Source organism: Phyllobacterium sp. 0TCS1.6A (genome assembly GCF_026420825.1).
Lineage (GTDB): Bacteria > Pseudomonadota > Alphaproteobacteria > Rhizobiales > Rhizobiaceae > Phyllobacterium.
In genome coordinates, this window is sequence record NZ_JAPMAB010000011.1 from 41,420 (window position 1) to 66,051 (window position 24,632).

At 62.5% G+C, this 24,632-nt stretch carries 24 protein-coding genes and 1 pseudogene; 20 read left to right on the plus strand and 5 right to left on the minus strand.

The window, feature by feature from the left end:
- Positions 1–31 precede the first annotated feature (31 nt).
- The 7 genes from OSJ75_RS20195 to OSJ75_RS20225 all read left to right on the plus strand — a co-directional run bounded on the left by OSJ75_RS20195 (position 32) and on the right by OSJ75_RS20225 (position 7,593).
- On the plus strand, positions 32–1,315 hold the full coding sequence (locus OSJ75_RS20195; protein ID WP_250014848.1) for a cystathionine gamma-synthase family protein: 1,284 nt from the start codon (positions 32–34) through the stop codon (positions 1,313–1,315).
- A gap of 83 nt (positions 1,316–1,398) precedes the next feature.
- Positions 1,399–2,325 carry a histone deacetylase family protein gene (locus tag OSJ75_RS20200; protein WP_267229274.1) on the plus strand — a complete coding sequence of 309 codons (927 nt, stop codon included), beginning with the start codon at positions 1,399–1,401 and terminating at the stop codon, positions 2,323–2,325.
- Positions 2,326–2,328: 3 nt separating this feature from the next.
- The gene (locus OSJ75_RS20205; RefSeq protein ID WP_250014845.1) at positions 2,329–2,583 is read left to right on the plus strand and encodes an exodeoxyribonuclease VII small subunit; all 255 of its coding nucleotides are present in this window, start codon (positions 2,329–2,331) and stop codon (positions 2,581–2,583) included.
- An 86-nt stretch (positions 2,584–2,669) separates the two neighbouring features.
- Entirely contained in the window at positions 2,670–3,593 is a 924-nt protein-coding gene (locus tag OSJ75_RS20210; protein ID WP_267229275.1) for a pirin family protein, read from the plus strand.
- A gap of 114 nt (positions 3,594–3,707) precedes the next feature.
- Positions 3,708–5,627, plus strand: a complete 1,920-nt coding sequence (gene dxs, locus OSJ75_RS20215; protein ID WP_250014843.1) for a 1-deoxy-D-xylulose-5-phosphate synthase — start codon at positions 3,708–3,710, stop codon at positions 5,625–5,627.
- A gap of 5 nt (positions 5,628–5,632) precedes the next feature.
- On the plus strand, positions 5,633–6,367 hold the full coding sequence (locus OSJ75_RS20220) for a TlyA family RNA methyltransferase (protein WP_267229276.1): 735 nt from the start codon (positions 5,633–5,635) through the stop codon (positions 6,365–6,367).
- A complete protein-coding gene (locus OSJ75_RS20225) occupies positions 6,364–7,593 on the plus strand; it encodes a class I SAM-dependent RNA methyltransferase (RefSeq protein WP_267229277.1) in 1,230 nt (409 codons plus the stop codon). The genes OSJ75_RS20220 and OSJ75_RS20225 overlap by 4 nt, the downstream gene beginning before the upstream one ends.
- Before the next feature lie 5 nt (positions 7,594–7,598).
- Here the strand turns inward: OSJ75_RS20225 and tldD are convergent, their stop codons facing one another.
- Both tldD and OSJ75_RS20235 read right to left on the minus strand, forming a co-directional pair.
- The gene (gene tldD / locus OSJ75_RS20230) at positions 7,599–9,011 is read right to left on the minus strand and encodes a metalloprotease TldD (RefSeq protein ID WP_267229278.1); all 1,413 of its coding nucleotides are present in this window, start codon (positions 9,009–9,011) and stop codon (positions 7,599–7,601) included.
- 93 nt (positions 9,012–9,104) lie between these two features.
- Positions 9,105–9,539, minus strand: a pseudogene (locus OSJ75_RS20235) (invasion associated locus B family protein); the annotation flags it as partial.
- Between the two features lie 453 nt (positions 9,540–9,992).
- Between OSJ75_RS20235 and coxB the strand changes: the two are divergent.
- From coxB to rnhA, 12 genes are all read left to right on the plus strand, one after another.
- The gene (coxB, locus tag OSJ75_RS20240; RefSeq protein WP_250014837.1) at positions 9,993–10,862 is read left to right on the plus strand and encodes a cytochrome c oxidase subunit II; all 870 of its coding nucleotides are present in this window, start codon (positions 9,993–9,995) and stop codon (positions 10,860–10,862) included.
- 39 nt (positions 10,863–10,901) lie between these two features.
- Positions 10,902–12,563, plus strand: a complete 1,662-nt coding sequence (gene ctaD, locus OSJ75_RS20245; RefSeq protein WP_250014835.1) for a cytochrome c oxidase subunit I — start codon at positions 10,902–10,904, stop codon at positions 12,561–12,563.
- Between the two features lie 66 nt (positions 12,564–12,629).
- The gene (locus OSJ75_RS20250) at positions 12,630–13,580 is read left to right on the plus strand and encodes a heme o synthase (RefSeq protein ID WP_267229280.1); all 951 of its coding nucleotides are present in this window, start codon (positions 12,630–12,632) and stop codon (positions 13,578–13,580) included.
- A complete protein-coding gene (locus tag OSJ75_RS20255) occupies positions 13,577–13,732 on the plus strand; it encodes a hypothetical protein (protein WP_250014830.1) in 156 nt (51 codons plus the stop codon). The genes OSJ75_RS20250 and OSJ75_RS20255 overlap by 4 nt, the downstream gene beginning before the upstream one ends.
- Positions 13,733–13,741: 9 nt before the next feature.
- Positions 13,742–14,353 (plus strand): cytochrome c oxidase assembly protein, encoded by a 612-nt coding sequence (locus tag OSJ75_RS20260; RefSeq protein ID WP_250014827.1) that lies wholly within the window; start codon positions 13,742–13,744, stop codon positions 14,351–14,353.
- Positions 14,354–14,410: 57 nt separating this feature from the next.
- Entirely contained in the window at positions 14,411–15,289 is an 879-nt protein-coding gene (locus OSJ75_RS20265; RefSeq protein WP_250014825.1) for a cytochrome c oxidase subunit 3, read from the plus strand.
- 89 nt (positions 15,290–15,378) lie between these two features.
- On the plus strand, positions 15,379–15,879 hold the full coding sequence (locus OSJ75_RS20270; protein WP_371929588.1) for a L,D-transpeptidase family protein: 501 nt from the start codon (positions 15,379–15,381) through the stop codon (positions 15,877–15,879).
- 10 nt (positions 15,880–15,889) lie between these two features.
- Positions 15,890–16,288 carry a DUF983 domain-containing protein gene (locus OSJ75_RS20275; protein WP_250014823.1) on the plus strand — a complete coding sequence of 133 codons (399 nt, stop codon included), beginning with the start codon at positions 15,890–15,892 and terminating at the stop codon, positions 16,286–16,288.
- Positions 16,289–16,291: 3 nt separating this feature from the next.
- A complete protein-coding gene (locus tag OSJ75_RS20280; RefSeq protein ID WP_267229281.1) occupies positions 16,292–17,038 on the plus strand; it encodes an SURF1 family protein in 747 nt (248 codons plus the stop codon).
- An 83-nt stretch (positions 17,039–17,121) separates the two neighbouring features.
- Positions 17,122–18,123, plus strand: coding sequence for a 4-hydroxy-3-methylbut-2-enyl diphosphate reductase (gene ispH, locus OSJ75_RS20285; RefSeq protein ID WP_250014819.1), 1,002 nt, complete (start codon positions 17,122–17,124; stop codon positions 18,121–18,123).
- Positions 18,124–18,125: 2 nt separating this feature from the next.
- On the plus strand, positions 18,126–19,106 hold the full coding sequence (locus OSJ75_RS20290) for a homoserine kinase (RefSeq protein WP_267229282.1): 981 nt from the start codon (positions 18,126–18,128) through the stop codon (positions 19,104–19,106).
- A complete protein-coding gene (gene rnhA, locus OSJ75_RS20295) occupies positions 19,103–19,555 on the plus strand; it encodes a ribonuclease HI (protein ID WP_267229283.1) in 453 nt (150 codons plus the stop codon). The genes OSJ75_RS20290 and rnhA overlap by 4 nt, the downstream gene beginning before the upstream one ends.
- A gap of 67 nt (positions 19,556–19,622) precedes the next feature.
- On the opposite strand, the gene OSJ75_RS20300 is transcribed toward rnhA, so the two are convergent.
- Positions 19,623–20,108 (minus strand): peroxiredoxin, encoded by a 486-nt coding sequence (locus tag OSJ75_RS20300; protein WP_250014812.1) that lies wholly within the window; start codon positions 20,106–20,108, stop codon positions 19,623–19,625.
- A 79-nt stretch (positions 20,109–20,187) separates the two neighbouring features.
- Positions 20,188–20,985 (minus strand): protein-disulfide reductase DsbD domain-containing protein, encoded by a 798-nt coding sequence (locus OSJ75_RS20305; RefSeq protein WP_267229284.1) that lies wholly within the window; start codon positions 20,983–20,985, stop codon positions 20,188–20,190.
- A gap of 161 nt (positions 20,986–21,146) precedes the next feature.
- Here OSJ75_RS20305 and OSJ75_RS20310 point away from each other — a divergent pair, with 161 nt between their 5' ends.
- Positions 21,147–21,749, plus strand: coding sequence for a YqgE/AlgH family protein (locus OSJ75_RS20310; RefSeq protein WP_250014806.1), 603 nt, complete (start codon positions 21,147–21,149; stop codon positions 21,747–21,749).
- Positions 21,750–21,755: 6 nt separating this feature from the next.
- On the opposite strand, the gene OSJ75_RS20315 is transcribed toward OSJ75_RS20310, so the two are convergent.
- Positions 21,756–24,632, minus strand: coding sequence for an EAL domain-containing protein (locus OSJ75_RS20315; RefSeq protein ID WP_267229366.1), 2,877 nt, complete (start codon positions 24,630–24,632; stop codon positions 21,756–21,758).

Below are 24,632 nucleotides of genomic sequence, written 5' to 3' on the forward strand. Positions count from 1 at the left end.
GCGGGTTCAGTCAGTTAAGCGAGGTACCGGCATGACCGCTCCACATCCCTCCAAGACCCATATCGGCAATCACGAACTGCACCCTGAAACGCTGATGCTCAATTACGGCTTCGACCCGGAGCTTTCCGAGGGCGCCGTAAAGCCGCCGGTGTTCCTGACCTCGACCTTCGTGTTCAAATCGGCGGAAGAGGGCCGGGACTTCTTCGATTTCGTCTCCGGCCGGCGCGAACCTCCGGCGGGAACCGGCGCCGGCCTCGTCTATTCGCGCTTCAACCACCCGAACAGCGAAATCGTCGAGGATCGCCTCGCCGTCTATGAAAAGACCGAGAGCTGTGCGCTGTTCTCTTCCGGCATGTCGGCCATCGCCACGACGCTGCTGGCCTTCGCCCGCCCGGGCGACGCCATCCTCCACTCGCAGCCGCTCTATGGCGGCACCGAGACCCTGCTCGCCAGGACCTTCCTCAATCTTGGCATCGCCGCCGTGGGTTTTGCCGACGGCGTCAACGAGGACAGCGTCAGGCAGGCCGCCAATGACGCCATGGAACGTGGCCGCGTGTCGCTGATCCTGATCGAGACGCCGGCCAATCCGACCAACAGCCTTGTCGATGTCGCCATGATCGGCCGCATAGCCGATGCGATCGAGAAGCGGCAGGGCCATCGCCCGGTCATAGCCTGCGACAACACGCTGCTCGGACCGGTGTTCCAGCGCCCGCTGCAACATGGCGCCGACATCTCGCTGTACTCGCTGACCAAATATGTCGGTGGCCACTCCGACCTCATCGCCGGCGCGGCGCTTGGTTCGAAAGCCGTGATGAAACAGGTCAAGGCGCTGCGCGGCGCGATCGGCACCCAGCTCGACCCGCATTCCTGCTGGATGCTCGGCCGTTCACTGGAAACACTGTCGATCCGCATGGAAAAGGCCAATACGAATGCAAAGGCCGTGGCAGATTTCCTGCGCGACCATCCGAAGGTCGAGCATATCCATTATCTGCCCTACCACGACCCGGCATCGCCCATCGGCAAGGTTTTCGCCGCGCAATGCACCGGCGCTGGCTCCACATTCTCGTTCGACATTCGCGGCGGCCAGCCGGCGGCGTTCAGCTTCCTGAATGCGCTCGAGATCCTGAAACTGGCCGTCAGCCTTGGCGGAACCGAATCGCTGGCGAGCCACCCGGCCACGATGACCCATTCCGGCGTTCCGGTCGACGTGCGGCAGCGTATCGGCGTGCTGGATTCGACGATCCGGCTTTCGATCGGCATAGAGCACCCGGACGATCTGATCGCGGATCTCGCCCAGGCGCTCGCCGCCGCCTGACCGGTCAAATCGGATGGAGGCCCCCTTGCGCTGCTTCGGCTGCCTGGTGCAACTTGTAGCTCGACGACGCAATGGGAAGTTTCATGGTCACGCGCCTCTATTCTCATCCGATCTATCTGGAACATTTGACGCCGCCCGGCCATCCCGAACGGCCGGACCGGCTGCGCGCGCTGGCAAAAGTGTTGGAGGACAGTGAATTCGATGCGCTTGACCGGGTGACGGCGCCGATGGGCGACGAGCAGGCGATCCTGCTTGCCCATCCGGAGACTTTCGTCGAAAGGGTGCGCGAGGCGGTGCCGCAGGAAGGCCTCAGCCGGGTCGATGCCGACACGTCCGTCAGTCCGAAGAGCTGGGAAGCGGCGCTGACGGCCATCGGCGCAGCCAATGCCGCCATCGACGACGTGTTCGAGGGCAGGGCGGACAATGTATTCGTGGCGTCGCGCCCGCCCGGCCATCATGCGGAAAAGGACAGGGCCATGGGCTTCTGCCTGTTCAACAATGCGGCGATCGCAGCCCGCCACGCCCAGAAGAAGCACGGGGTCGAGCGCGTCGCCATCGTCGATTGGGACGTGCATCACGGCAATGGCACGCAGGACATCTTCTGGTCCGATCCTTCCGTGCTCTATTGTTCCACGCACCAGATGCCGCTTTATCCCGGCACCGGCGGCAAGAACGAGACCGGCGAGGGCAATATCGTCAATGCGCCGCTGGTTCCCGACAGCGGAAGCGCCGACTTCCGGGAGGCCTTCACCAGCCGCATCCTGCCGGCCCTGGAAGCGTTCCGGCCGGAACTGGTGATCATTTCCGCCGGTTTCGACGCCCATCACCGCGACCCGCTGGCCGAGATCAACCTGACCGAGGACGATTTCGACTGGGCGACCGGCCTTATGCTCGAAACTGCTGGGAACTACGCGTCGAACCGCCTTGTCAGCCTTCTGGAAGGCGGTTACGACCTGAAGGGAATGTCGCTCTCCGCGGGCGCACATATCAAACGCTTGATGAGAGGTTAAAGCATGGCCGACGCCCCGAACAATTCCGATATCGCCGCCATGAGCTTCGAGCAGGCGCTCGATCAACTGGAAAAGATCGTGGACGATCTGGAGCGGGGCGACGTGCCGCTCGAACAGTCGATCCTGATCTATGAGCGCGGCGAAGCGTTGAAGAAACATTGCGACAGCCTGTTGAAGGCGGCTGAAGACAAGGTGCAGAAGATCAGGCTTGGCCGCGACGGCCAGCCGACCGGCACCGAGCCGCTCGATCCGGAATAGGCGACACACTGTTGCAGTGGCGCGGACTATCCATGGCAGGCACGAGCCGCTAGTCTGGCGGCTTCCACAACTGGAGCGTGCGTGCCATGAGTTTCTTCCCCGGCAATGATCCCGAACCCGGCGATGCGGCGGCGGTCGATTCGATCGAAACGCTGATCATACCGCGGACGAGCGACATAGGCGGGCTCGAGGTGCGGCGCGCATTGCCCACCGCCAAGCGCCGGCTGGTCGGTCCTTTCATATTCTTCGACCGCATGGGCCCGGCGATCCTGCGCCCGACCGATCCGCTCGACGTGCGCCCGCATCCCCATATCGGCCTATCGACCGTGACCTATCTGTTTGACGGGAATATCCGCCATCGCGACAGCCTCGGTACCGAGATGGTCATCAAGCCGGGCGACGTCAATCTGATGACGGCGGGGCGCGGCATCGTCCATTCCGAGCGCTCGCCGGAAGAACTGCGGACGGAGCCATTGCCGATTTCGGGGCTGCAGACCTGGCTGGCGCTGCCCGACCATCTCGAAGAGATCGACCCGGCTTTTGCGAATACGGGCGTGCGTGACCTGCCGGTGCTGCAGGAAAACGGCATGGAGGCCCGAATCGTGATGGGCACGTTCCACGGCGCGCGTTCCGGCGTGACGCAGCATGCCGAGACGCTCTATGTGGATATAAGGTTGCAGCCGGGCGGCAGCATCGTCATTCCCGCCAAGGCGGCGGAAGAACGGGCGATCTATACGCTGGATGGCTCGGTGGAAATCGCCGGCCAGTCGTTTCCCGCCGACCGGCTCCTTGCCTTCCGCGCCGGCGACGAGATCCTCGTTTCTGCGCCGCAAGGCGCACATTTCATGTTGTTCGGCGGCGCTGCCCTGCCATCCAGGCGCTATATCTGGTGGAATTTCGTCTCGTCGTCGCGCGAGCGGATCGAGCAGGCGAAGGAAGAATGGCGCAGCGGCCGCTTCGATATCGTTCCCGGCGACGAGGAAGAATTCATTCCGCTGCCTGAAGCATAGGGGTTGTTCGACAGCATCGCGCGCATTGTCTCACCGTCGAGGAGACGGAGCCTCTTCTATTCGCCCGCAAAAGGCTTTAGGAACAGGCATGCAATTGCATGATGGAACCGAGGCTTGACCAAGAAACCCGAAACGCCGCTACTGGACAGCGTGACGATCCCGGCCGACCTGCGCCGGCTGCCGGAATCCGAGCTGCCGCGCCTCGCCGCCGAACTGCGCAGCGAGGTGATCGACGCCGTATCGACGACCGGCGGCCATCTCGGCGCGGGGCTCGGCGTCGTCGAACTGACGGTGGCGCTGCACCACGTATTCGACACGCCGGAGGACCGCATCATCTGGGATGTCGGCCATCAGGCCTATCCGCACAAGATATTGACCGGCCGGCGCGATCGAATCCGCACCCTGCGGCAGGAGGGCGGGCTGTCCGGCTTCACCAAGCGCAGCGAGAGCGAATATGATCCTTTCGGTGCGGCGCACTCCTCCACGTCGATCTCGGCGGGTCTCGGCATGGCCGTCGCCAGCGAGCTTTCGGGCACGAAGCGCAATGTGATCGCCGTCATCGGCGACGGCGCCATGTCCGCCGGCATGGCCTATGAGGCGATGAACAATGCCGGTGCGCTCGACGCCCGCCTCATCGTCATCCTCAACGACAATGATATGTCCATTGCCCCGCCGACGGGCGCGATGAGCGCCTATCTCGCCCGCCTCGTTTCGGGACGCACCTACCGCACTTTCCGCGAAACGGCGAAGCAGCTGGCGCGAAAGCTGCCGAAATTCCTGCAGGAGAAGGCGCGGCTGTCGGAAGAATATGCCAGGGGTTTCTGGACCGGCGGAACGATGTTCGAGGAGCTCGGCTTCTATTATGTCGGCCCGATCGACGGTCATAATCTCGAACACCTGCTTCCCGTCCTGAAGAACGTGCGCGATACGATGGATGGTCCCGTGCTGATCCACGTGGTCACCCAGAAGGGCAAGGGCTATGCGCCGGCGGAGGCATCGGCGGACAAATATCATGGCGTCAATCGTTTCGACGTGATCACGGGCGCGCAGGCGAAGCCGCCGGCCAATGCTCCAAGCTACACCAAGATTTTCGGGACAAGCCTGATCGAGGAGGCCCGCCACGACGAGAAGATCGTCGCGATCACGGCTGCGATGCCCGGCGGCACCGGGCTCGATCTTTTCGGCCAGGCATTTCCGAGCCGCGTATTCGATGTCGGCATAGCCGAGCAGCACGCCGTGACCTTCGCCGCAGGGCTGGCCAGCGAGGGCTACAAGCCGTTCGCCGCCATCTACTCGACCTTCCTGCAGCGCGGATATGACCAGGTGGTCCACGACGTATCGCTGCAGCAATTGCCGGTTCGGTTTCCGATCGACAGGGCGGGTCTCGTCGGCGCCGACGGTGCCACCCATGCGGGTTCGTTCGATACGGGTTTTCTTGCCGCGCTGCCGGGCTTCGTCGTCATGGCCGCGTCGGACGAGGCCGAGCTTCGCCACATGGTGCGCACTGCTGCCGAATATGACGAGGGCCCGATCTCCTTCCGCTATCCGCGTGGCGATGGCGTCGGCGTCGAACTGCCGGAGCGCGGCGAAGTCCTGGCCATAGGCAAGGGGCGCATCGTCCGCGAGGGCGGCAAGATCGCTGTTCTTTCGTTCGGAACGCGGCTTCAGGAGTGTCTGCTTGCCGCCGAGGAACTGGATGCCGCCGGCCTGCCGACGACGGTCGCCGATGCGCGCTTCGCCAAGCCGCTGGACCAGGACCTGATCAGGCGGCTCGCGCGCTCGCATGAAGTGCTCGTTACGGTGGAGGAGGGCGCTATCGGCGGGTTTGCCTCGCATGTGCTGCATTTCCTCAGCGGCGAGGGCCTGCTTGACGGCGGCCTGCGTGTCCGCACCATGACCTTGCCGGATTGCTATCTCGACCATGCCAAGCCCGAGACGCTCTATGCCCGCGCCGGATTGAACGCAGCGGGCATCGTTCAGACGGTATTCGCCGCGCTTGGCCGTGACCGGCTGGTGGCGCCGGTCCGCGCCTGATCGCCATGCGGCTTGATCAACTGCTGGTCGAGCGTGGGTTCTTCCACAGCCGATCCCGCGCACGCGACGCCATTCTGCGCGGAACCGTGCAGGTCGATGGCCGCGTCGTGCGCAAGGCGGGTGCGGAATGCGGCTCGGCGGCGGAAATCATGGTCGATGACCCGGCGAGTGCCTATGTATCGCGCGCTGCTCTCAAGCTCATCGCCGGGCTCGACGCCTTCGGGATCGACGTCGCCGGCAGGGCCGCACTGGATATCGGCGCGTCTACCGGCGGGTTTACGCAGGTGCTGCTTGAGCGCGGCGCCCGCCATGTCGTCGCGGTCGATGTCGGGCATGGGCAGATCGACCCCGTGCTTGCCGCCGAGAGCCGCGTCACCAGCCTTGAGGGGCTGAATGCGCGGGAACTGGAGCGGGACCACCTGGCCGGCCACGCGATAGGCATTGTGGTGTCCGATGTGAGTTTCATCTCGCTGAAGCTCGCCTTGCCACCGGCATTGTCGCTGGCGGAAAGCGGCGCCCATTGCGTGCTGCTGGTCAAGCCGCAATTCGAGGCGGGCCGCGAGGCAATCGGCAAGGGCGGCATTTTGCGCGACGCCGGCGATGGCGAACGCGTGGCAAATGCTCTAAGGGAGTGGCTGGACGGCCTGCCGGGCTGGCGGTCGCTGGGGCTGCATCCATCACCGATCGAAGGCGGCGACGGCAACCGCGAATTCCTGCTTGCAGGACTGAAGGAACAATGACGACACGGGTCACGATAGAGCGGATGGGTGCTGGCGGCGATGGGATCGTATCCCTTGCCGGCGGAACGGCGTTCGTGCCTTTTGCCCTTCCCGGCGAAACAGCCAATATCGCCGTCGAGAACGGGCGCGGTACGATCATGGCGCTTCTGGAGCCATCGCCGCAGCGCGTGGCGCCGGTCTGTCAGCATTTCGAGGAATGCGGCGGCTGCACGTTGCAGCATTGGCAGGAGGATGCCTATCGCGCCTGGAAACGGTCGCTGGTGCAGGATGCCCTTGCCGGGCGCGGATTGCAGTTTACGCTTGATCCGCTGATATCCTGCGCGCCGCAGACAAGGCGCAGGGTGGTCTTCGCCGTCCGCAACAGCGATCACGGGCCGCAGCTCGGCTTCAATCGCCATCACAGCCACGAGCTTATCGATATTTCCCAATGTCCTATTGCCGTGCCGGCCATCACCGACCGACTGGCCGATCTGCGGCAACTGGTCGCCGTGCTCGGCGGGGCGATGAAGCCGTTCAAGCTGACGGTGACGGCGACGGCAAGCGGCCTCGACATCATGGCATCCGGCTGCGCCGCGCCCGATGGCGCCCAGCGCCGCGCCCTGACTGCGCTTGTCATCGAGAAGGGTTTCGCCCGGCTCAGCCTCGACGGGGAGATCATTGTCGAGCCGCGCAAGCCTGTCGTGCAGTTCGGCCGCGTGCCCGTCGCCGTTCCTCCGGGCAGTTTCCTGCAGGCTACGCTCGATGCTGAGACCGCGATGGCTGCTCTCGTCACGGCGCATCTCGGCAAGTCCAAGCGCGTGGCGGATCTGTTTTCGGGCTCGGGCACCTTTGCACTGCGGCTGGCGGAAAAGTCGGCCGTCCATGCCGTCGAGGGCGATCAGGCCGCCGTGAACGCGCTGGACAGGGCCGTGCGTCACGTCCAGGGCCTCAAGCCGTTGACGGTCGAGCGGCGCGACCTCTTCCGCCGGCCGCTGCTTCCGCGCGAACTTGCGCCCTTCAATGGCGTGCTCTTCGATCCGCCGCGTGCCGGTGCCGAGGCGCAATGCCTCGAGCTTGCCAAATCTGCCGTGCCGAAGGTCGCGGCCGTGTCGTGCAATCCGATCACGCTGGCGCGGGATCTGAGCATATTGGCGAAGGGCGGCTACAAGATCGACCGGGTGGTGCCGATCGATCAGTTTCTATGGTCGGCCCATGTGGAGACGGTGGCGCTCCTGAGCAAGAAATAGCCGGATCAGACCGAGGTGCCGCCGACCGTCATGCGATCCATGCGCAGATGCGGCTGGCCAACGCCGACCGGCACCCATTGCCCGCCCTTGCCGCAATTGCCGATACCCGTATCGAGCTGCATGTCGTTGCCGACCATGGAGATGCGCTGCATGGCGTCCGGTCCATTGCCGATCAGCATGGCGCCCTTGACCGGGACGCCGATCTTGCCATCCTCGATCATATAGGCCTCGGTGCAGCCGAAGACGAACTTGCCTGAGGTGATGTCGACCTGGCCGCCGCCGAAGGAAACGGCGTAGATGCCCTTCTTTACCGAAGCGATGATCTCCTCGGGCGTCCTGTCGCCGCTCAGCATATAGGTATTGGTCATGCGCGGCATCGGGGCATGGGCGTAGGATTCCCGCCTGCCATTGCCGGTCGGAGCCATGCCCATCAGCCGGGCGTTCTGGCGGTCCTGCATGTAGCCGACGAGGATTCCGTCCTCGATCAGCACCGTCTTGTTGGTAGGCATGCCCTCGTCATCGACCGTCAGCGAGCCCCGGCGTTCGGTGATCGTGCCGTCATCGACGACGGTGACGCCCTTCGAAGCGACGCGCTGGCCGAGAAGCCCGGCAAAGGCCGACGTCTTCTTGCGGTTGAAATCGCCTTCGAGGCCATGGCCGACGGCTTCGTGCAGCATGACGCCCGGCCAGCCGCTGGCAAGTACGATATCGAAGGTGCCGGCCGGGGCGGGGATCGCCTCCAGATTGACCAGCGCCTGCCGCAGCGCCTCATCGGCCGCATGCTGCCAATTACCGCCGGCGATGAATTCGCCGAAACCCTTGCGTCCGCCGGCGCCGTAACTGCCGCTCTCCTGGCGATCGCCATCGCCGGCAACGACGGAAACGTTGAGCCGCACCATGGGCCTGACGTCGCGGACGAAATGCCCATCAGCGCGCAGGATTTCCACCTGCTGCCACGAGGCGGCGAGCGAAGCCGTGACCTGGCGCACCTTGGGGTCCCTGGCGCGCAGATAGGCGTCGATTTCCTGGAGCAGCTTGACCTTTTCCTCGAAACTCGGCGCGCCGAGGGGATTTTCGTCGCCATAAAGGCTGATATTGGTTCTTGGCGGCGCGGCCTGGTAGGTGCCAGCATGTCCCGTGGCGACGGCCGAGACGGCATCGGCCGCGCGGCCAAGCGCATTCAGCGAAAGCTCGCCCGCATGCGCATAGCCGACGGCTTCACCCGCGACGGCGCGCAGGCCGAAACCGCGATCCTGGTTGAACGAACCGTTCTTCAGCCGGCCATTGTCGAAGACGAGGCCTTCCGATTCGCGATATTCCACGAAAAGCTCGCCATCATCGGCCGAGCCAAGCGCATGCTTGACAGTTTCGAGGATTTTCTCCCGGGGGGCGTCAAAACTGTCGATAAGGCTTTTCATGGCAACATCCGGTTCCAATGGCAATTACAAGAACGGATGTAGGACTTCGGCCAGCGCGGGACAACCCGAAATTTGAAGCCCGCTTTGAAGCGCTCAGGGGAGGGCGTCGAAACCTGCGCCGAATCCGTTCAGTTCGACCGGGATGCCGATGCCTTCCTCGGGCGTCTGGAAGACGATGAACGTCGCCGCCTTGCCGGTCTTCAGCGTCTGCACCAGCTGGTCCTCGAGAATGACTTCCGCATAGCAGCCATCTTCGAAGCAGCGGACGAAATAGGCGCGGCCTATGTCCTTGCCGTCGACATTGAGGCCGAGCCCGTTCGGCAGCAGCACGCCGAGCGGTGCGAGGACGCGCAGGATCTTCGCCTTGTTGTCGGCGGTCTTGAGCACCACGACCGAAAGGCCCATTTCGGGCCGATCCGCCGCGACCACGTTCTGGACGAGCGCGCATTGCTCCGATTTGGCTCCGGCCGGCGTGTCGCAGAGAATGGACCATGCGCCATGGGTCGACTTCACGGTTCCGCTCTGGGGCGCCGCAAGGGCGTTGGCGGGCAAGGCCGCGATCGTAGCGACGAACAGGCCGGCGATAATCTTACGTGCTGTAATCTTATGTAACGCAAAAAATGACATGGTGGCTCCAAAACGAATCATCCAGACGATAAACCGCCCCGAACCGGATGAAAAGAATGCCACTTGAACACTCCCCAGCGTATGGCAGCCATTCCGGTTTGGTGCAGCGCAAAAGTGGCCGGATTGTGTGCTGAACGCCGCTCTGACGAGGAAAACACGCCATCGCGGCTAAAAATTCATCCGTTTGGCCGCATCGGGTCAATTATCGGGCAGGCTGCGCGCAAAAATGCCGCATGGGTTCACGTTCGCCTTCCTTGCGATGTGGGCTAATGTGTGGTTTGAACGCGGCAGGACCCGGGCCTCGCCGCCCGGCAATAATGTATGGAACCAAAGCTTCATTCGGGAGATTTCTAGGTGAAGAAGAACATTGTCACGCTGACCGGTATCCTGGGTGGCCTTTTGTGCGCTGGCACTGCCTTTGCGGCGCAGCCCGAACCCTGGCAGATCACGTTCCAACCGGCCGCTTCCGGCATCATGGAGCAGATTGTCTGGTTCGAGCGCTACACGCTTTGGTTTATCATTCCGATCACGCTCTTCGTCATGGGCCTCCTGGCCTGGGTCATGCTGCGTTACCGCGCGAGCAGGAACGCCGTGCCTTCCAAGACGAGCCACAACACCGCCGTGGAAATCGTCTGGACGGTGGCGCCGGTCGTCATCCTGCTTTTCCTCGCCGTGCCGTCCTTCCAGCTGCTGACGGCGCAATATTCGCCCGAAGATCCGAAGCTCACCGTCAAGGCCACGGGCTACCAGTGGTATTGGGGTTATGAGTACCAGGCGGGCGAGACGCCGCTTTCCTTCGATTCGGTCATGCTCAAGGATGCCGACCGCAGCACCGCCGGCAAGGAAGACATCAAGGCCTATCCGCGCCTCCTGGCTGTGGACAACGAGATGATCGTGCCGGTCGACACGACGGTGCGCGTCCTCGTGACCGGCGCCGACGTCATCCACGCCTTCGCCATGCCGGCCTTCGGCGTGAAGATCGATGCCGTGCCCGGCCGCGTCAACGAGACCTGGTTCAAGGCCGACAAGGAAGGCCTTTACTATGGCCAGTGCTCGGAAATCTGCGGCAAGGACCATGCCTTCATGCCCATCGCCATACGCGTCGTCTCGCAGGCGCAGTATGATGCCTGGTTCGCGGCTGCCGGCAGCGATCTGCCGGGGGCCTACAAGACGCTCGCCGCTTCGGTGGAAGCCGGCAAGAACATCAATGTGGCTGGCAACTAAGCCAGCTGCGCTTTGCATTTGAGGAACGGGAGCTATCTCATGGCAGGTTCAGCTGCTCACGAAGCCCACCACGAACACCACGATCACAAACCGCGTGGTTGGGTGCGTTGGGTCTATTCGACCAACCACAAGGACATTGGAACGCTTTATCTGATCTTCGCGATCATCGCGGGCATTATCGGCGGTGTCTTGTCGATCGCCATGCGTGCGGAGCTCCAGCAGCCCGGCATCCAGATATTCCACGGCCTCGCCGCCATGGTCTACGGGTTCGAGGGCGATGCGGCGCTCGATGCCGGCAAGCACATGTATCTCGTCTTCACGACGGCCCACGGCCTCATCATGATCTTCTTCATGGTCATGCCGGCGCTGATCGGCGGTTTCGCCAACTGGATGGTGCCGATCATGATCGGTGCGCCGGACATGGCGTTTCCGCGCATGAACAACATCTCGTTCTGGCTGCTCCCGCCGGCACTGCTTCTCCTCCTGCTTTCGCTCTTCGTTCCGGGCCCGGCAGGCGGCTTCGGCACGGGCGGCGGCTGGACGATCTATCCGCCCCTGTCGACCTCGGGCCAGCCCGGTCCGGCGATGGATCTCGCGATCCTGTCGCTGCATATTGCCGGCGCCTCGTCGATCCTCGGTGCGATCAACTTCATCACCACGATCTTCAACATGCGCGCGCCGGGCATGACGCTGCACAAGATGCCGCTTTTCGCCTGGTCGGTGCTGATCACCGCCTTCCTGCTGCTCCTGGCCCTGCCGGTGCTCGCAGGCGGCATCACCATGCTCTTGACCGACCGCAACTTCGGCACTGCCTTCTTCGCTCCCGAAAACGGCGGTGACCCGATCCTTTTCCAGCATCTCTTCTGGTTCTTCGGTCATCCTGAAGTCTACATCATGATCCTGCCGGCCTTCGGCATCGTCAGCCACATCGTCTCGACCTTCTCGCGCAAGCCGATCTTCGGCTATCTCGGCATGGCCTACGCCATGGTCGCCATCGGCGTCGTCGGCTTCATCGTCTGGGCGCACCACATGTATACGGTCGGCCTGTCGCTCGAGACGCAGCGCTACTTCGTCTTCGCGACGATGGTCATCGCGGTTCCGACCGGCGTGAAGATCTTCTCCTGGATCGCCACGATGTGGGGCGGGTCGATCTCGTTCAAGCCGCCAATGGTCTGGGCTATCGGCTTCATCTTCCTGTTCACCGTCGGCGGCGTCACCGGCGTGCAACTGGCCAATGCCGGTCTCGACCGCGCGATGCACGACACCTACTACGTGGTTGCCCACTTCCACTACGTCCTGTCGCTGGGCGCTGTCTTCGGCATCTTCGCGGGCTGGTACTACTGGTTCCCGAAAATGTCCGGCTACATGTACAACCAGACGATCGCCCATGTGCATTTCTGGGTAACGTTCATCGGCGTCAACCTTGTCTTCTTCCCGCAGCATTTCCTCGGGCTTGCCGGCATGCCGCGCCGCTATATCGATTATCCGGATGCGTTCCAGGGCTGGAACGAGGTATCCTCGATCGGTTCCTACATCTCGGGCGTCGCCGTGCTGATCTTCCTCTTCGGCGTCTTCGAGGCCTTTGCCAAGAAGCGCGAAGCAGGAGCCAATCCGTGGGGTGTCGGCGCCACGACGCTGGAATGGCAGCTTTCTTCGCCGCCGCCCTTCCATCAGTGGGAACAGCTTCCACGCATCAAGTAACGATCAGGGCGGGCCGTCTTCATGGCGGCCCGCCCGACCAACACAGCAGCGGACTTTAAAAAGCGAATGTCACTTATCGAGAAACAGGCAGTCATGGATGCGGGCGCAGGTCTTTCAGAGGCCAGCGCATCGGATTTCATTGCCCTGCTCAAGCCTCGGGTCATGTCGCTCGTCATCTTCACCGGGTTCGTCGGCATGATGGCGGCGCCCGGCCATATCAATCCGGTCATCGCGGCGATCGCCATTCTGTGCATTGCGGTTGGAGCCGGCGCCTCCGGCGCGCTCAACATGTGGTACGACGCCGATATCGACGCCGTGATGAAGCGGACCGCCAAGCGGCCTATCCCGGCCGGACGCGTCTCGCGCGAGGAAGCGCTGGGCTTCGGCCTGGTGCTGTCGGCATTCTCGGTCGTCACGCTCGGGCTCTTCGTCAATCTCCTTGCCGCCTTCCTGCTCGCCTTCACCATCTTCTTCTATGCGGTGATCTATACGATCTGGCTGAAGCGCTCGACGCCGCAGAACATCGTCATCGGCGGCGCGGCGGGTGCGTTCCCGCCCATGATCGGCTGGGCCGCCGTCACCAATTCCGTCAGCATCGAGAGCATCGTGCTGTTCATGATCATCTTCCTGTGGACGCCGCCGCATTTCTGGGCGCTGTCGCTGTTCATGTCTGACGACTATGAAAAGGCCCGCATCCCGATGATGCCGAATGTGATGGGCGCGGCTTCGACCAAGTTCCAGATCCTCCTTTATACGGTGCTGGTGGCGCCGGTTGGCGTGCTGCCCTGGGTGATGGGCTTTGCCGGGCCGGCCTATGGCGTGTTCTCCATCGTCATGGGTGCGCTGTTCCTGCTCTACGCCTTCAAGGTGTGGCGCGCGGAAGTCGGCGAGCCGATGATCAGCCCGGCAAAGAAGCTGTTCGCATTTTCGATCTTCTACCTGTTTTCGCTCTATGCCGTCCTCCTCGGCGAGGTTCTGGTCGGCAAGGCCATGGCGGCGTTCGGTGGGGCGATATGAGCGAGGATCGCGTTACCCTCACGGAAAAGCAGAAGCGGGCGCGGCGCAGCCGGTCGCTGGCGCTGGCGCTGGCGCTGGCCGCCTTCGTGGTCATCGTCTATGTGGGCACCTGGGCAAAGCTCGGTGCCGCTCTCTTCAACAGGCCGATGTAGGTTGGAAGAATGACACAGAGCAACGCACCCGCAAGGAAATCCCGCTGGTCCGACCGGACCATAGCGATTTCGTGCCTCGCCTTCTTCTTCGGCATGGTGGGCATGGCCTTTGCCGCGGTTCCGCTCTACGCGATGTTCTGCCAGGTCACGGGTTATGGCGGCACGACTCAGCGGGTCGAACAGGTTTCCGATACGATCCTCGACAGGAAGATCACGGTGCGCTTCGACGCCAATACGTCGGGCGGGCTGCCCTGGGATTTCAAGCCGGTGCAGCGCGAAGTGACGATGAATATCGGCGAGACGACGCTGATCAAGTACGAAGCCCGCAACGTCACCGGCAAGGCGACGGCGGGCAGGGCGTCCTTCAATGTCACGCCGCAGGCGGCGGGAGCCTATTTCAACAAGGTGGAGTGTTTCTGCTTTACCGATACGGTGTTGAAGCCGGGCGAGGACATGGAGATGCCGGTGGTCTTCTTCGTTGACCCGGAGATCGTCAATGCGCCGGAACTTGAAGGCGTTCACACAATTACCTTGTCCTATACATTCTTTCCGATCGACATGCCTGCGCCGGTTGCCGCCAGCGCCGATGTGACGAAGAAGGACAAGGCGGGACAACTCTGAACTTGCACCGGCAGTGCTGCCGATGTTTATTCGATAACAGACCTTGCGGGGGTTAAAATGGCCGAAGCGCACCAAAAGAACCACGACTACCATATTATCGATCCGAGCCCCTGGCCCTTTCTCGCCTCGGTCGGCGCTTTCATCCTGGCAATCGGCGGTATCGGCTTCATGCGGTACCATTCCGGCGGCGAGTTCGTTCTCTTCAATGCCAACCTGACCAATCCGTGGATATTCCTGGTCGGTCTGGTGATCGTGCTCTACACCATGTTTGGCTGGTGGTCGGATACGATCAAGGAAGGCAAGCAGGGGCACCACACGCGGGTCGTCTCGCTGCACCTGCGTTATGGCATGATCATGTTCATCGCCTCCGAGGTGATGTTCTTCGCCGCCTGGTTCTGGGCGTTCTTCGATGCCAGCCTTTACCCGGCCGACGCGGAGCAGGTAGCCCGTGCAGCCTTCACCGGCGGCGTGTGGCCGCCCAAGGGCCTCGAGGTTCTCGACCCGCTGCACCTGCCGCTCTACAACACGGTGATCCTGCTGCTTTCCGGCACCACGGTGACCTGGGCGCACCATGCCCTGCTGCACAATGATCGCAAGGGCCTCATCACCGGCCTGTCGCTGACGGTGATCCTCGGCGTGCTGTTCTCCTTCGTGCAGGCCTATGAGTACATCCATGCGCCATTCGCGTTCAAGGATTCGATCTATGGCGCCACCTTCTTCATGGCGACCGGCTTCCACGGCTTCCATGTGATCATCGGGACGATCTTCCTGCTCGTCTGCCTCATCCGGGCGATCAAGAACGATTTCACCCCGCAGAAGCATTTCGGCTTCGAGGCTGCCGCCTGGTACTGGCACTTCGTCGACGTCGTATGGCTGTTCCTGTTCTTCACGGTCTATGTATGGGCTTCGTGGGGCGCGCCGCTGGCCGCCGAATAGGCACTCCGATCCGGGCGAGTCATCAGGGCGGCAGGTCAGACCTGCCGCCCTCTTTATTTGGACGCATTCGCCGGCGATATGCTGGATTCATGCCGATCTGGAAAACCATCCTCTGCGCCATCCTGCTTTGCCTCGGCATGGCCGCTTCGGCGCCGGCGCAGGATGGTCCGGTCGATCTCGTGCGCGTCTACAAGGCGGAGCGCCGCATGGAACTGCTATCGGCGGGCAAGCCCATAAGGGAATACAGGATCGCACTTGGCGCGCGGCCCGTCGGCCACAAGCGCTGGGAAGGCGATGAACGCACGCCGGAGGGGCGATATGTGCTCGACTGGCGCAACCCGAAAAGCATGGCGCACAAATCCATCCATGTCTCCTATCCCAATGCGCAGGACAGGGCGGCGGCCCGCGCGCTTGGCGTCTCGCCGGGCGGCGACATCATGATCCATGGCGCCGTCAACGGCTATGGCTGGTGGGGCTGGGTGCTACAACTTATCGACTGGACAGATGGCTGCATAGCGGTCACTAATTCGCAGATGGATGAAATCTGGGCGCTCGTCCAGGATGGAACGCCAATCGAAATAAACCCCTGAGTTGGAAATCATGCAAGATGACAAGGCCCTATATCCGCCCGTTGATCCGTTCAGCGCTGGAATCAAGGCCCGCTGCCCGCGCTGCGGCCAGGGCAGGCTGTTCAATGGCTTCATAGCGCCGGCGCGCCAGTGCTCGAGCTGCGGGCTGGACTATTCCTTCATCGATTCCGGCGATGGCCCGGCCGTGCTTGTCATGTTGCTCATAGGCTTCATCGTCGTCGGGCTGGCGCTGTGGATGGAGGTCAATGTCGGCCCGCCGCTATGGGTGCATTTCCTGCTGTGGATACCGCTCGCGCTCGTCCTGTGCCTGACGGCGCTGCGCTGGATGAAGGGCGTCCTGATCGCGCTCCAGTACAAGCACAAGGCCGAAGAAGGCAAGCTCGACCTCCCGCATACGCATGAGCATTGAGCAATGGCTGAACGAAGGCGCTTTCCCTGGGTGAAATTCATCCTGGGCCTCCTGGTGTTCCTGGCCTTGATCGGTCTTGGCACATGGCAGGTGGAGCGGTTGCAATGGAAGGAAGGGCTGCTCGCGGAAATTGAGGCGCGCAGCCATGCCCCCGGTGCCTCGCTTGGCGAAATCGAAGCGCTCTGGCGCGACAGCCAGGACGTCGATTACCGCACGGTCACCCTGTCGGGCCGGCTCCTGAACGACAAGGAACGCCACTTCTTCACCACCTACAAGGGCACGTCCGGCTATAATGTCTATACGCCGCTGGCGCTGGAGGATGGCAGGACGGTCTTCGTCAATCGCGGCTTCGTTCCCTATGACAGGAAGGACCCGGCGACCCGTCCGGCGGGGCAGGTGGCAGGGCCGGTGACGATAACGGGCCTCGCGCGCAATCCGCTGCCCGGCAAGCCGTCCTCGCTGCTGCCGGACAATGACGCCGCGAGCAATATCTATTACTGGAAAGACCTGGCGGGAATGGCGGCGCAATCGGGCATCGCTGCCGATAGAGTGCTGTCATTCTTCGTCGATGCCAATGAGGCCCCGAACCCCGGCGGGCTTCCCGTCGGCGGCGTCACGATCATCGACCTGCCCAACAATCATCTGCAATATGCGGTGACTTGGTACGGGCTAGCAGCGACGCTGCTGATCATCGCGGCAATCTCCTTCCTGCGCCGCAAACAGACCCCGCGGGACGGGCAGCCGGCGTGAGAAAAGCTGTTTCGGGCTTGACTTCGCGCCATTTGCCGCCCAATTCCGTGGTGAAGCAACACTACCTGCGAGATCCGGAGAACATGACCGACAAGAGCCCACTGACAATCCGCCTGTGCGGGCCGCGCGGTTTTTGCGCCGGGGTGGATCGCGCCATCCAGATCGTCATTCTCGCTCTGAAGAAATATGGCGCTCCGGTCTATGTGCGCCATGAGATCGTGCACAATCGCTATGTGGTCGAGGGTTTGCAGGCGCGGGGCGCGGTGTTCGTCGAGGAACTCGACGAGATACCGGACTGGCACCGCCGGCAGCCGGTGATCTTCTCCGCCCATGGCGTGCCGAAATCCGTGCCGACGGATGCGGAGAACAAGAATCTCTTCTATCTCGACGCCACCTGTCCGCTTGTGTCCAAGGTGCACAAGCAGGCGATGCGGCACCAGCGCCTCGGGCGCCATGTGGTGCTGGTCGGGCATTCGGGCCACCCCGAAGTGATCGGGACCATGGGCCAGTTGCCGGAGGGGGCAGTCACCCTCATCGAAACCATCGAGGATGCCGAGGCCTATATGCCCGAAGATCCGGCGAATCTCGGTTTCGTCACGCAGACGACGCTGTCGGTGGATGATACGGCAGGCATCATAGCGACGCTGCAGCGCCGTTTCCCGCAATTGACCGCGCCGGCCGCCGAATCCATCTGCTACGCCACGACCAACCGACAGGATGCGGTGAAGGCGGCCGCGCCGGGCTGCGATCTCTTTCTTATCGTCGGTGCGCCCAATTCGTCGAATTCCAAGCGCCTCGTCGAAGTGGCTGAGCGCTCGGGCGCAACGCAGTCCATGCTGGTGCAGCGCGCCTCGGATATCGACTGGGCGGCGATTGGCGAAATCGGCGTTGTCGGGCTTTCCGCTGGCGCCTCGGCCCCGGAGATCATCGTCGACGAGATCATCGAGGCATTTTCCGAGCGTTATGCCGTATCGATAGAACTGGCCGAAACGACCGTGGAAACCGAGAATTTCCACGTCATGCGCGATTTGCGCGATGTGGAATTGACGAACAGCGACATGGCGTTCGTCAACGGGGCGCACTGAGCATGGCGGTCTATACGGATATCAACGAAACGGACCTCGCGGGCTTTCTCAAGGATTACGACGTTGGCGAACTGCTCTCCTACAAGGGGATCGCGGAAGGCGTCGAGAATTCGAACTATCTCCTGCACACGCGCAAGGCCGCCTATATCCTGACGCTTTACGAAAAGCGCGTCGACAGCAACGATCTGCCATTCTTCCTCGGGCTCATGCAGCACCTGGCCGGCAAGGGCATCAGCTGTCCGCTGCCGGTGATCGGCAAGGACGGCAACAGCATAGGACGGCTGGCCGGACGCCCTGCCGCCCTCGTCACCTTCCTCGAAGGCATGTGGATGCGCCGGCCGACCGCCCAGCACTGCCATGCCGTCGGCGAGGCGCTGGCGCATCTGCATGTCGCAGGCGCCGATTTCCCCATGCGGCGCAGGAATGCGCTCTCGGTGCAGGATTGGCGGCCGCTCTGGAACAATTCGCGCGACGATGCGGATCGCGTCGAGCCGGGGCTGGCCCGCGAGACGGAAGCCGATCTCGCCTTCCTCGAGGAGAACTGGCCGGCGCATCTGCCTGCCGGCGTCATCCATGCCGATCTCTTCCCCGACAATGTCTTCTTCCTCGGGGCGAAGCTTTCCGGCCTCATCGATTTCTATTTCGCCTGCACGGACATACTGGCCTATGACGTTGCCGTATGTCTCAACGCCTGGTGCTTCGAAAAGGACTATTCCTTCAACATCACCAAGGGCACGGCATTGCTGCGCGGCTATAATTCGGTGCGCCCGCTTTCGCCGCAGGAGGTGGAAAGCCTGCCGGTCCTGGCGCGCGGTTCCGCGCTGCGCTTCATGCTGACCCGCCTCTACGACTGGTTGAACACGCCGGAGGGCAGCCTGGTCGTGAAGAAGGACCCGATGGAATATGTCCGGCGCATGCGCTTCCACAGGGCTGTGAAGACGGCCGAGGAATATGGGCTTGCAGCCGAAAGGGTCGCTTCGTGAAGCAGATCGAGGCTTTTACCGATGGCGCCTGTTCGGGCAATCCCGGCCCCGGCGGCTGGGGAGCGGTGCTGCGCTGGAACGGCAATGAAAAGGAACTTTCCGGCGGCGAGGCGGATACGACCAATAATCGCATGGAATTGATGGCGGCGATCTCCGCCCTCAACGCGCTGAAAGAGCCATGCCATGTCGATCTCTATACCGACTCCGTCTATGTGCGCGACGGCATTTCCGGCTGGATCGAGGGCTGGAAGAGGAATGGCTGGAAGACCGCGGCGAAGAAGCCGGTGAAGAACGCCGAGCTCTGGCAGGCACTGGACGAGGCGAGGCGGCGTCATCACGTCGTCTGGCACTGGGTCAAGGGGCATGCCGGCCATCCGGAGAACGAGCGCGCCGACGAGCTCGCCCGTGCCGGCATGGCACCCTTCAAGCGCCCGAGAAAAGCCGGTTGAAAATCAGTGCTCTACCAGCAGAACTTGCCAGCCGCGATGAAAGAGGGCTTCCACCGCGGCGGGTTTGCTACAGCTGCTCCAGTATGGTCGCGGCGCTTGAGGTAATGGCCTGGCCGGGTGCGTCTTCGATGTTGAGCTGCTTGACCACGCCATCCTCGATGAGCATGGAATAGCGCTTCGAGCGGACACCCATGGAACCCGCCGCCAGATCGATCTCCAGACCGACGGCCTTGGTGAAAGTGGCATTGCCATCGGAAAGATAGAGGATCTTGCCCTCGCCATTGGTGGCCTTGGCCCAGGCGCCCATCACATGGGGATCGTTGACCGCAACGACGGCGATCGTATCGACGCCCTTGCCGAGGATGGCATCGCGGTTTTCCAGATATCCGGGCAGATGGTTCATGCTGCATGTGGGCGTGAAAGCGCCCGGCACTCCGAACAATACCACCTTCTTGCCCTTGAACAGCTCGTCCGATGTGATGTTGCTGACACCCTCGTCGGTCTTGCTCTTGAACGTAGCGTCAGGCAAGCGTTCGCCGATCTTGATGGTCATATCTGCTCCTTGGTGAAAATTTCGACACAGCGCATATAGATGATGCGCCATGGATTTGCGAGGCGTTGCGGCGCGATATTCAATCCTCGATGGATATGTGGCCCGAAACCGCCTCTTGCCCTTGTACCAGCGTGTAGTCCAGGACACCGGCCGGGCGGTCCTTGCCGGAAAGCACTGGCACGGCGAACGTCGCCTCCGTGCCTTCGCGCTTCTTGAGATGAGCCATGCCGAGCGTGATGCCGCTCTGTCCCGCAGCGAAGAGATCGATGGCCGGGTCCTGCGATGGCAGCTTGACGGTGAGGTAGAGCACATCGCCTTTCTTCCTGCCGCTCGATATGCCGAAGGCATCGCTGGCCGGTGCCGGCAATTGCTGGAATGCGGTATCGACCAGCGTATCGGTCAGCGGATCGCTTTTCTGGCCGCCGACCGCAACGTCGAACTCCGCGGTTACCGGAATGCAGACCGTCTCGCAAATGCCGAGAAAAGCGTGCCCCTTGATGTGGGCAGGCCTGGATGTATCGGCAAGCGTGATGGAAACCGGCAGAAATACCGGCTTCTTGTACCCTGCCCAATGCGACGCGCCATCCTTGAAGCGGTGCGGGGCAGGGAAGGACAATTCGTGCCCGGCGATATTGGCGCTTTGCGAAAGATCGAGCTCGGGCGGAACGCCGGCATCTCCCGGCTCGCGCCAATAGGTCTTCCAGCCCGGATCGAGGTTGATCTGCAAGGCACCGCGCACCGCGCGCGCGCCTGCGGCAGGTTCTTCCACGATAAGGCGAACCGCTCCGCCGGGCGTTTTCGTCCATTGCGAACTGCCGGCATTCGCAGTCGAAGCGAAGGCGGTGGCAGCCAGCATGATGAGGAGAGCTTTTCTCATGGAGGCGCACATTACAGCGCTTTGGGGCGGGAACAAGGAAGCTTGCAGGCCGCAATCATCATTTATCCGTGAGAGTATGGGCTACGAAAGTACGAGAGCCGGAGCGCAGAATTTATCCGTCATGTCGTTGTCATTTGCAAATTCCTTGGTAACCTTGAGGGATGGAGATTTTCAGCGACCCGACAAAGAACACTGGTTTTCTCAATGGGCACTTCCTTCTCGCCATGCCGGGAATGGATGACAGCCGTTTTGCACGTTCGGTCATCTATGTCTGCGCCCATTCGGACAAGGGCGCCATGGGCCTGATCATCAACCGGGTGCAGGAGATGGAATTCGCCGACATTCTGGTGCAATTGGGCGTGCTCGATGAGGAACAGGCGATTGTCATGCCCGACAGGACGCGGGATTTCCTGGTGCGCAGCGGCGGGCCGGTCGAGATGCGCCGCGGTTTCGTTCTGCATTCCGATGATTATTTGACGGATTCGACCATGCCCGTGGCTGAGGAGATCTGCCTCACCGGAACGATCGACATATTGCGGGCGATTTCCGGCGGCCGCGGTCCGCGGCGGGCGCTGATGACGCTTGGCTATTCCGGCTGGGCCTCGGGGCAGCTCGAAAACGAGATCGCCAATAATGGCTGGCTGACTTGTACCGCCACCCAGGAATTGCTGTTCGATACGGATATCGAGCGGAAATATGATCGCATCCTGAACCACATGGGTGTCGATCCTTCGCGGCTGGCGACCGAGGCCGGCCACGCCTGAGCTATCTCACGAAGCTTTCGACTGCTGGAACTGCTCGCGCAGCAGCTTTGTCACCGCGTCGATCGTCAGCGGCGGGCTGAACATGAAGCTCTGCGCATATTCGCAGCCCATCTGGCGCAATTGAAGCGCATCGCTCTCGCTCTCGATGCCTTCCGTGACGACGGATAGACCAAGATCATGCGCCATGCTGATGATTGAGCGCAGCAGCGTGACCTTCTGCGGCTGTTCGGCACGCAGGAACGACCTGTCGATCTTGATCATGTCGAACGGGAACGTGGTGAGGTAGGAGAGCGACGAATAGCCCGTGCCGAAATCGTCGAGCGATACGCCGACGCCCATCGCCCGCACGCTCGAAAGCACATAGGCGGAACGCTCCGGATTCTCCATCATCAGGGACTCGGTAAGCTCGAGTTTCAGGCTGCCGGGCTTGATCTGGGTCTGCAGCAGCACCGAGCGCACATCGTCGATCAGGTCCTGGCGGATGAGCTGGCTGCTGGAGATATTCACCGATACGAACAGCGGCGTGGCGCCGACGGTGCGCTGCCAGCCGACAAGGTCCTCGGCGGCGCGTTGCATGGCGAAGAGGCCGAGCTGCACGATCAGGCCGGAGCTTTCGGCAATGGGAATGAACTCCGAAGGCGGTATCGAGCCGCGGCGCGGATGGTCCCAGCGCATCAGCGCTTCGAACCCGGCAATGCTGTTGTCCTCGAGCCGGATGATGGGCTGGTAGGCCATGTGGATTTCGCGGCGCTCCAGCGCCCTGCGCAGATCGGATTCGAGCTGGAGGCGGTCGCTGCCCACGGCCCTGAAAGCCGGCCGGAACGGTTCGATACGATCGCCGCCGAAACGTTTGGCCTGGAACATCGCAAGTTCCGCATCCTTGACGAGATCCTCGGGCGAGGCGGTGCTGCCGCTGGTCCAGGTGATGAGGCCGAGCGACGCCGTCAGCACGATCTCGCGCTTGGAGAAGGCGATGGGCGCGCGTATCGCCTGCTTGATGGCATCGGCGAAGGCGGCGATCTTGGCCGGCTCGCTCTCCGATACGAGGATGAGCCCGAACTGGTCCGCGCTCAATCGGCTGAGCGTGTCCTGCGGGCGCAGGAGACGGTGCAGGCGGCGGGAAATCGTCAGCAGGAAAGTATCGCCGGCGGAGAGGCCAAGCCCGTCATTGACCTGCTTGAAGCGGTCTATATCGATGATGAACACCGTCGGGCGGATCTTGCTTTCCGTCTGGGCCATGGTGATGACGGAGCCGAGGCGGTCGAGAAAGAGCTCGCGGTTCGGCAGTCCGGTCAGATTGTCGTGGACGGCATTGTGCAGGAGCCGTTCTTCCGCCTTTTTCTGCTCGGTCACGTCGATCAGCGTGCCGACGCAGCGGACGATCTCGCCATCCGAGCCGATCACCGGGCGGGCCTTCAGCGAATACCAGTAATAATGGCCGTCATTGGCGCGCAGGCGGAAGGTCTGCGAGATGCGCCCGCGCCGGTTCTCCAGGATCACGTCGAGCGTCGTGCGGAAACGGTCGCGGTCGTCGGCATGCAATGATGGCAGCCAGTTGCGCACCGCGCCATGCAGGGAACTCGCCGAGGCTCCGAGGAAATTGGTGAGGTCCGGCGTCGTCACCACGCGGTCGCGCGGCACGTCCCAATCCCAGACGATATCGCCCGAACCGATGATCGCGAGCGCCTGCCGCTCGACATCGGAGAACAGCCCCTGCTGCAGCGCGCCGCCGGAAAAGGCATGCTGCATCACCGTGAAGCCGATCAGGAGCACGATGAGCACGAGGCCGCCGGCGAGGGCAGGCTGGATGATGTCGTTGGAAAGCAGACCCGAGACGGTCAGCCAGCTGCCGAGCAGCCAGACCAGCAGCAGCAGCCAGGTGGGAATGAGCATCACCGCCCGGTCATAGCTGCGGAACGAGAAGAAGCCGATCAGCACGGTTCCGGCGATGATGGTCAGGGCGAAGGAGAAACGGGCAATACCTGCGGCGATCGGCGGATCGAAGATGGCGACGCCGGAGACGATGGCGAGGCCGAGAATCCAGGTCAGTGCGCCATAGCTGAAATTGTCGTGCCAGCGATTGAGGTTGAGATAGGTGAAGAGAAAGATCACCAGCGTCGCGGCCAGCGCCACCTCGGTGCCGGCGCGCCACATCTGCTCATTGCCGGGCGTGATCTCGATCAGCTTGCTCCAGAAGCCGAAATCGACGCAGATATAGGCCAGCACGGCCCAGGCGAGGGCGGCGGTGGCCGGAAAGAGCGAAGTGCCCTTGACCACGAAGAGAATGGTCAGGAACAGCGCGAGAAGCCCGGCAATGCCGAGCAGGATGCCGCGATAGAGCGTATAGGAATTCACCGTGTCCTTATAGGCATCGGGCTCCCACAGATAGACCTGCGGCAGGTTGGGCGAGGCAAGCTCGGCGACGAGCGTGATGACGGTCCCCGGGTCGAGCGTGATGAGGAACACATCGGCATCGTCGCTCGCCTGCCGGTCCAGCGCGAAGCCTTCGCTGGGCGTGATCGACGCTATGCGGGTCGAGCCGAGATCGGGCCAGATGAAACCGGAGCCGACGAGGCGGAAATGCGGCGCGACGATGAGGCGGTCGATCTGCTCGTCGGTCGGATTGGCCAGCGAGAAAGCCGCCCAGTCGCCGGTCGCGCGCTTGTCATTGGCCGGAACCTCGATGCGCCTGACGATGCCATCCGCGCCGGGTGCAGTGGATATCTGGAAGGAATCGCCCTGGTTGCGGTAGATTTCCACAGCCTTGGAGAGATCGAGCGCGGTGCTCTCCTTGGTGATCTTGATGGTTTCAAGGGCATTCGCCGCCGATTGGGTTGCCACGAGAATTGCCGCAAGGACAAACACGCGGATGAAGCCTTTCAG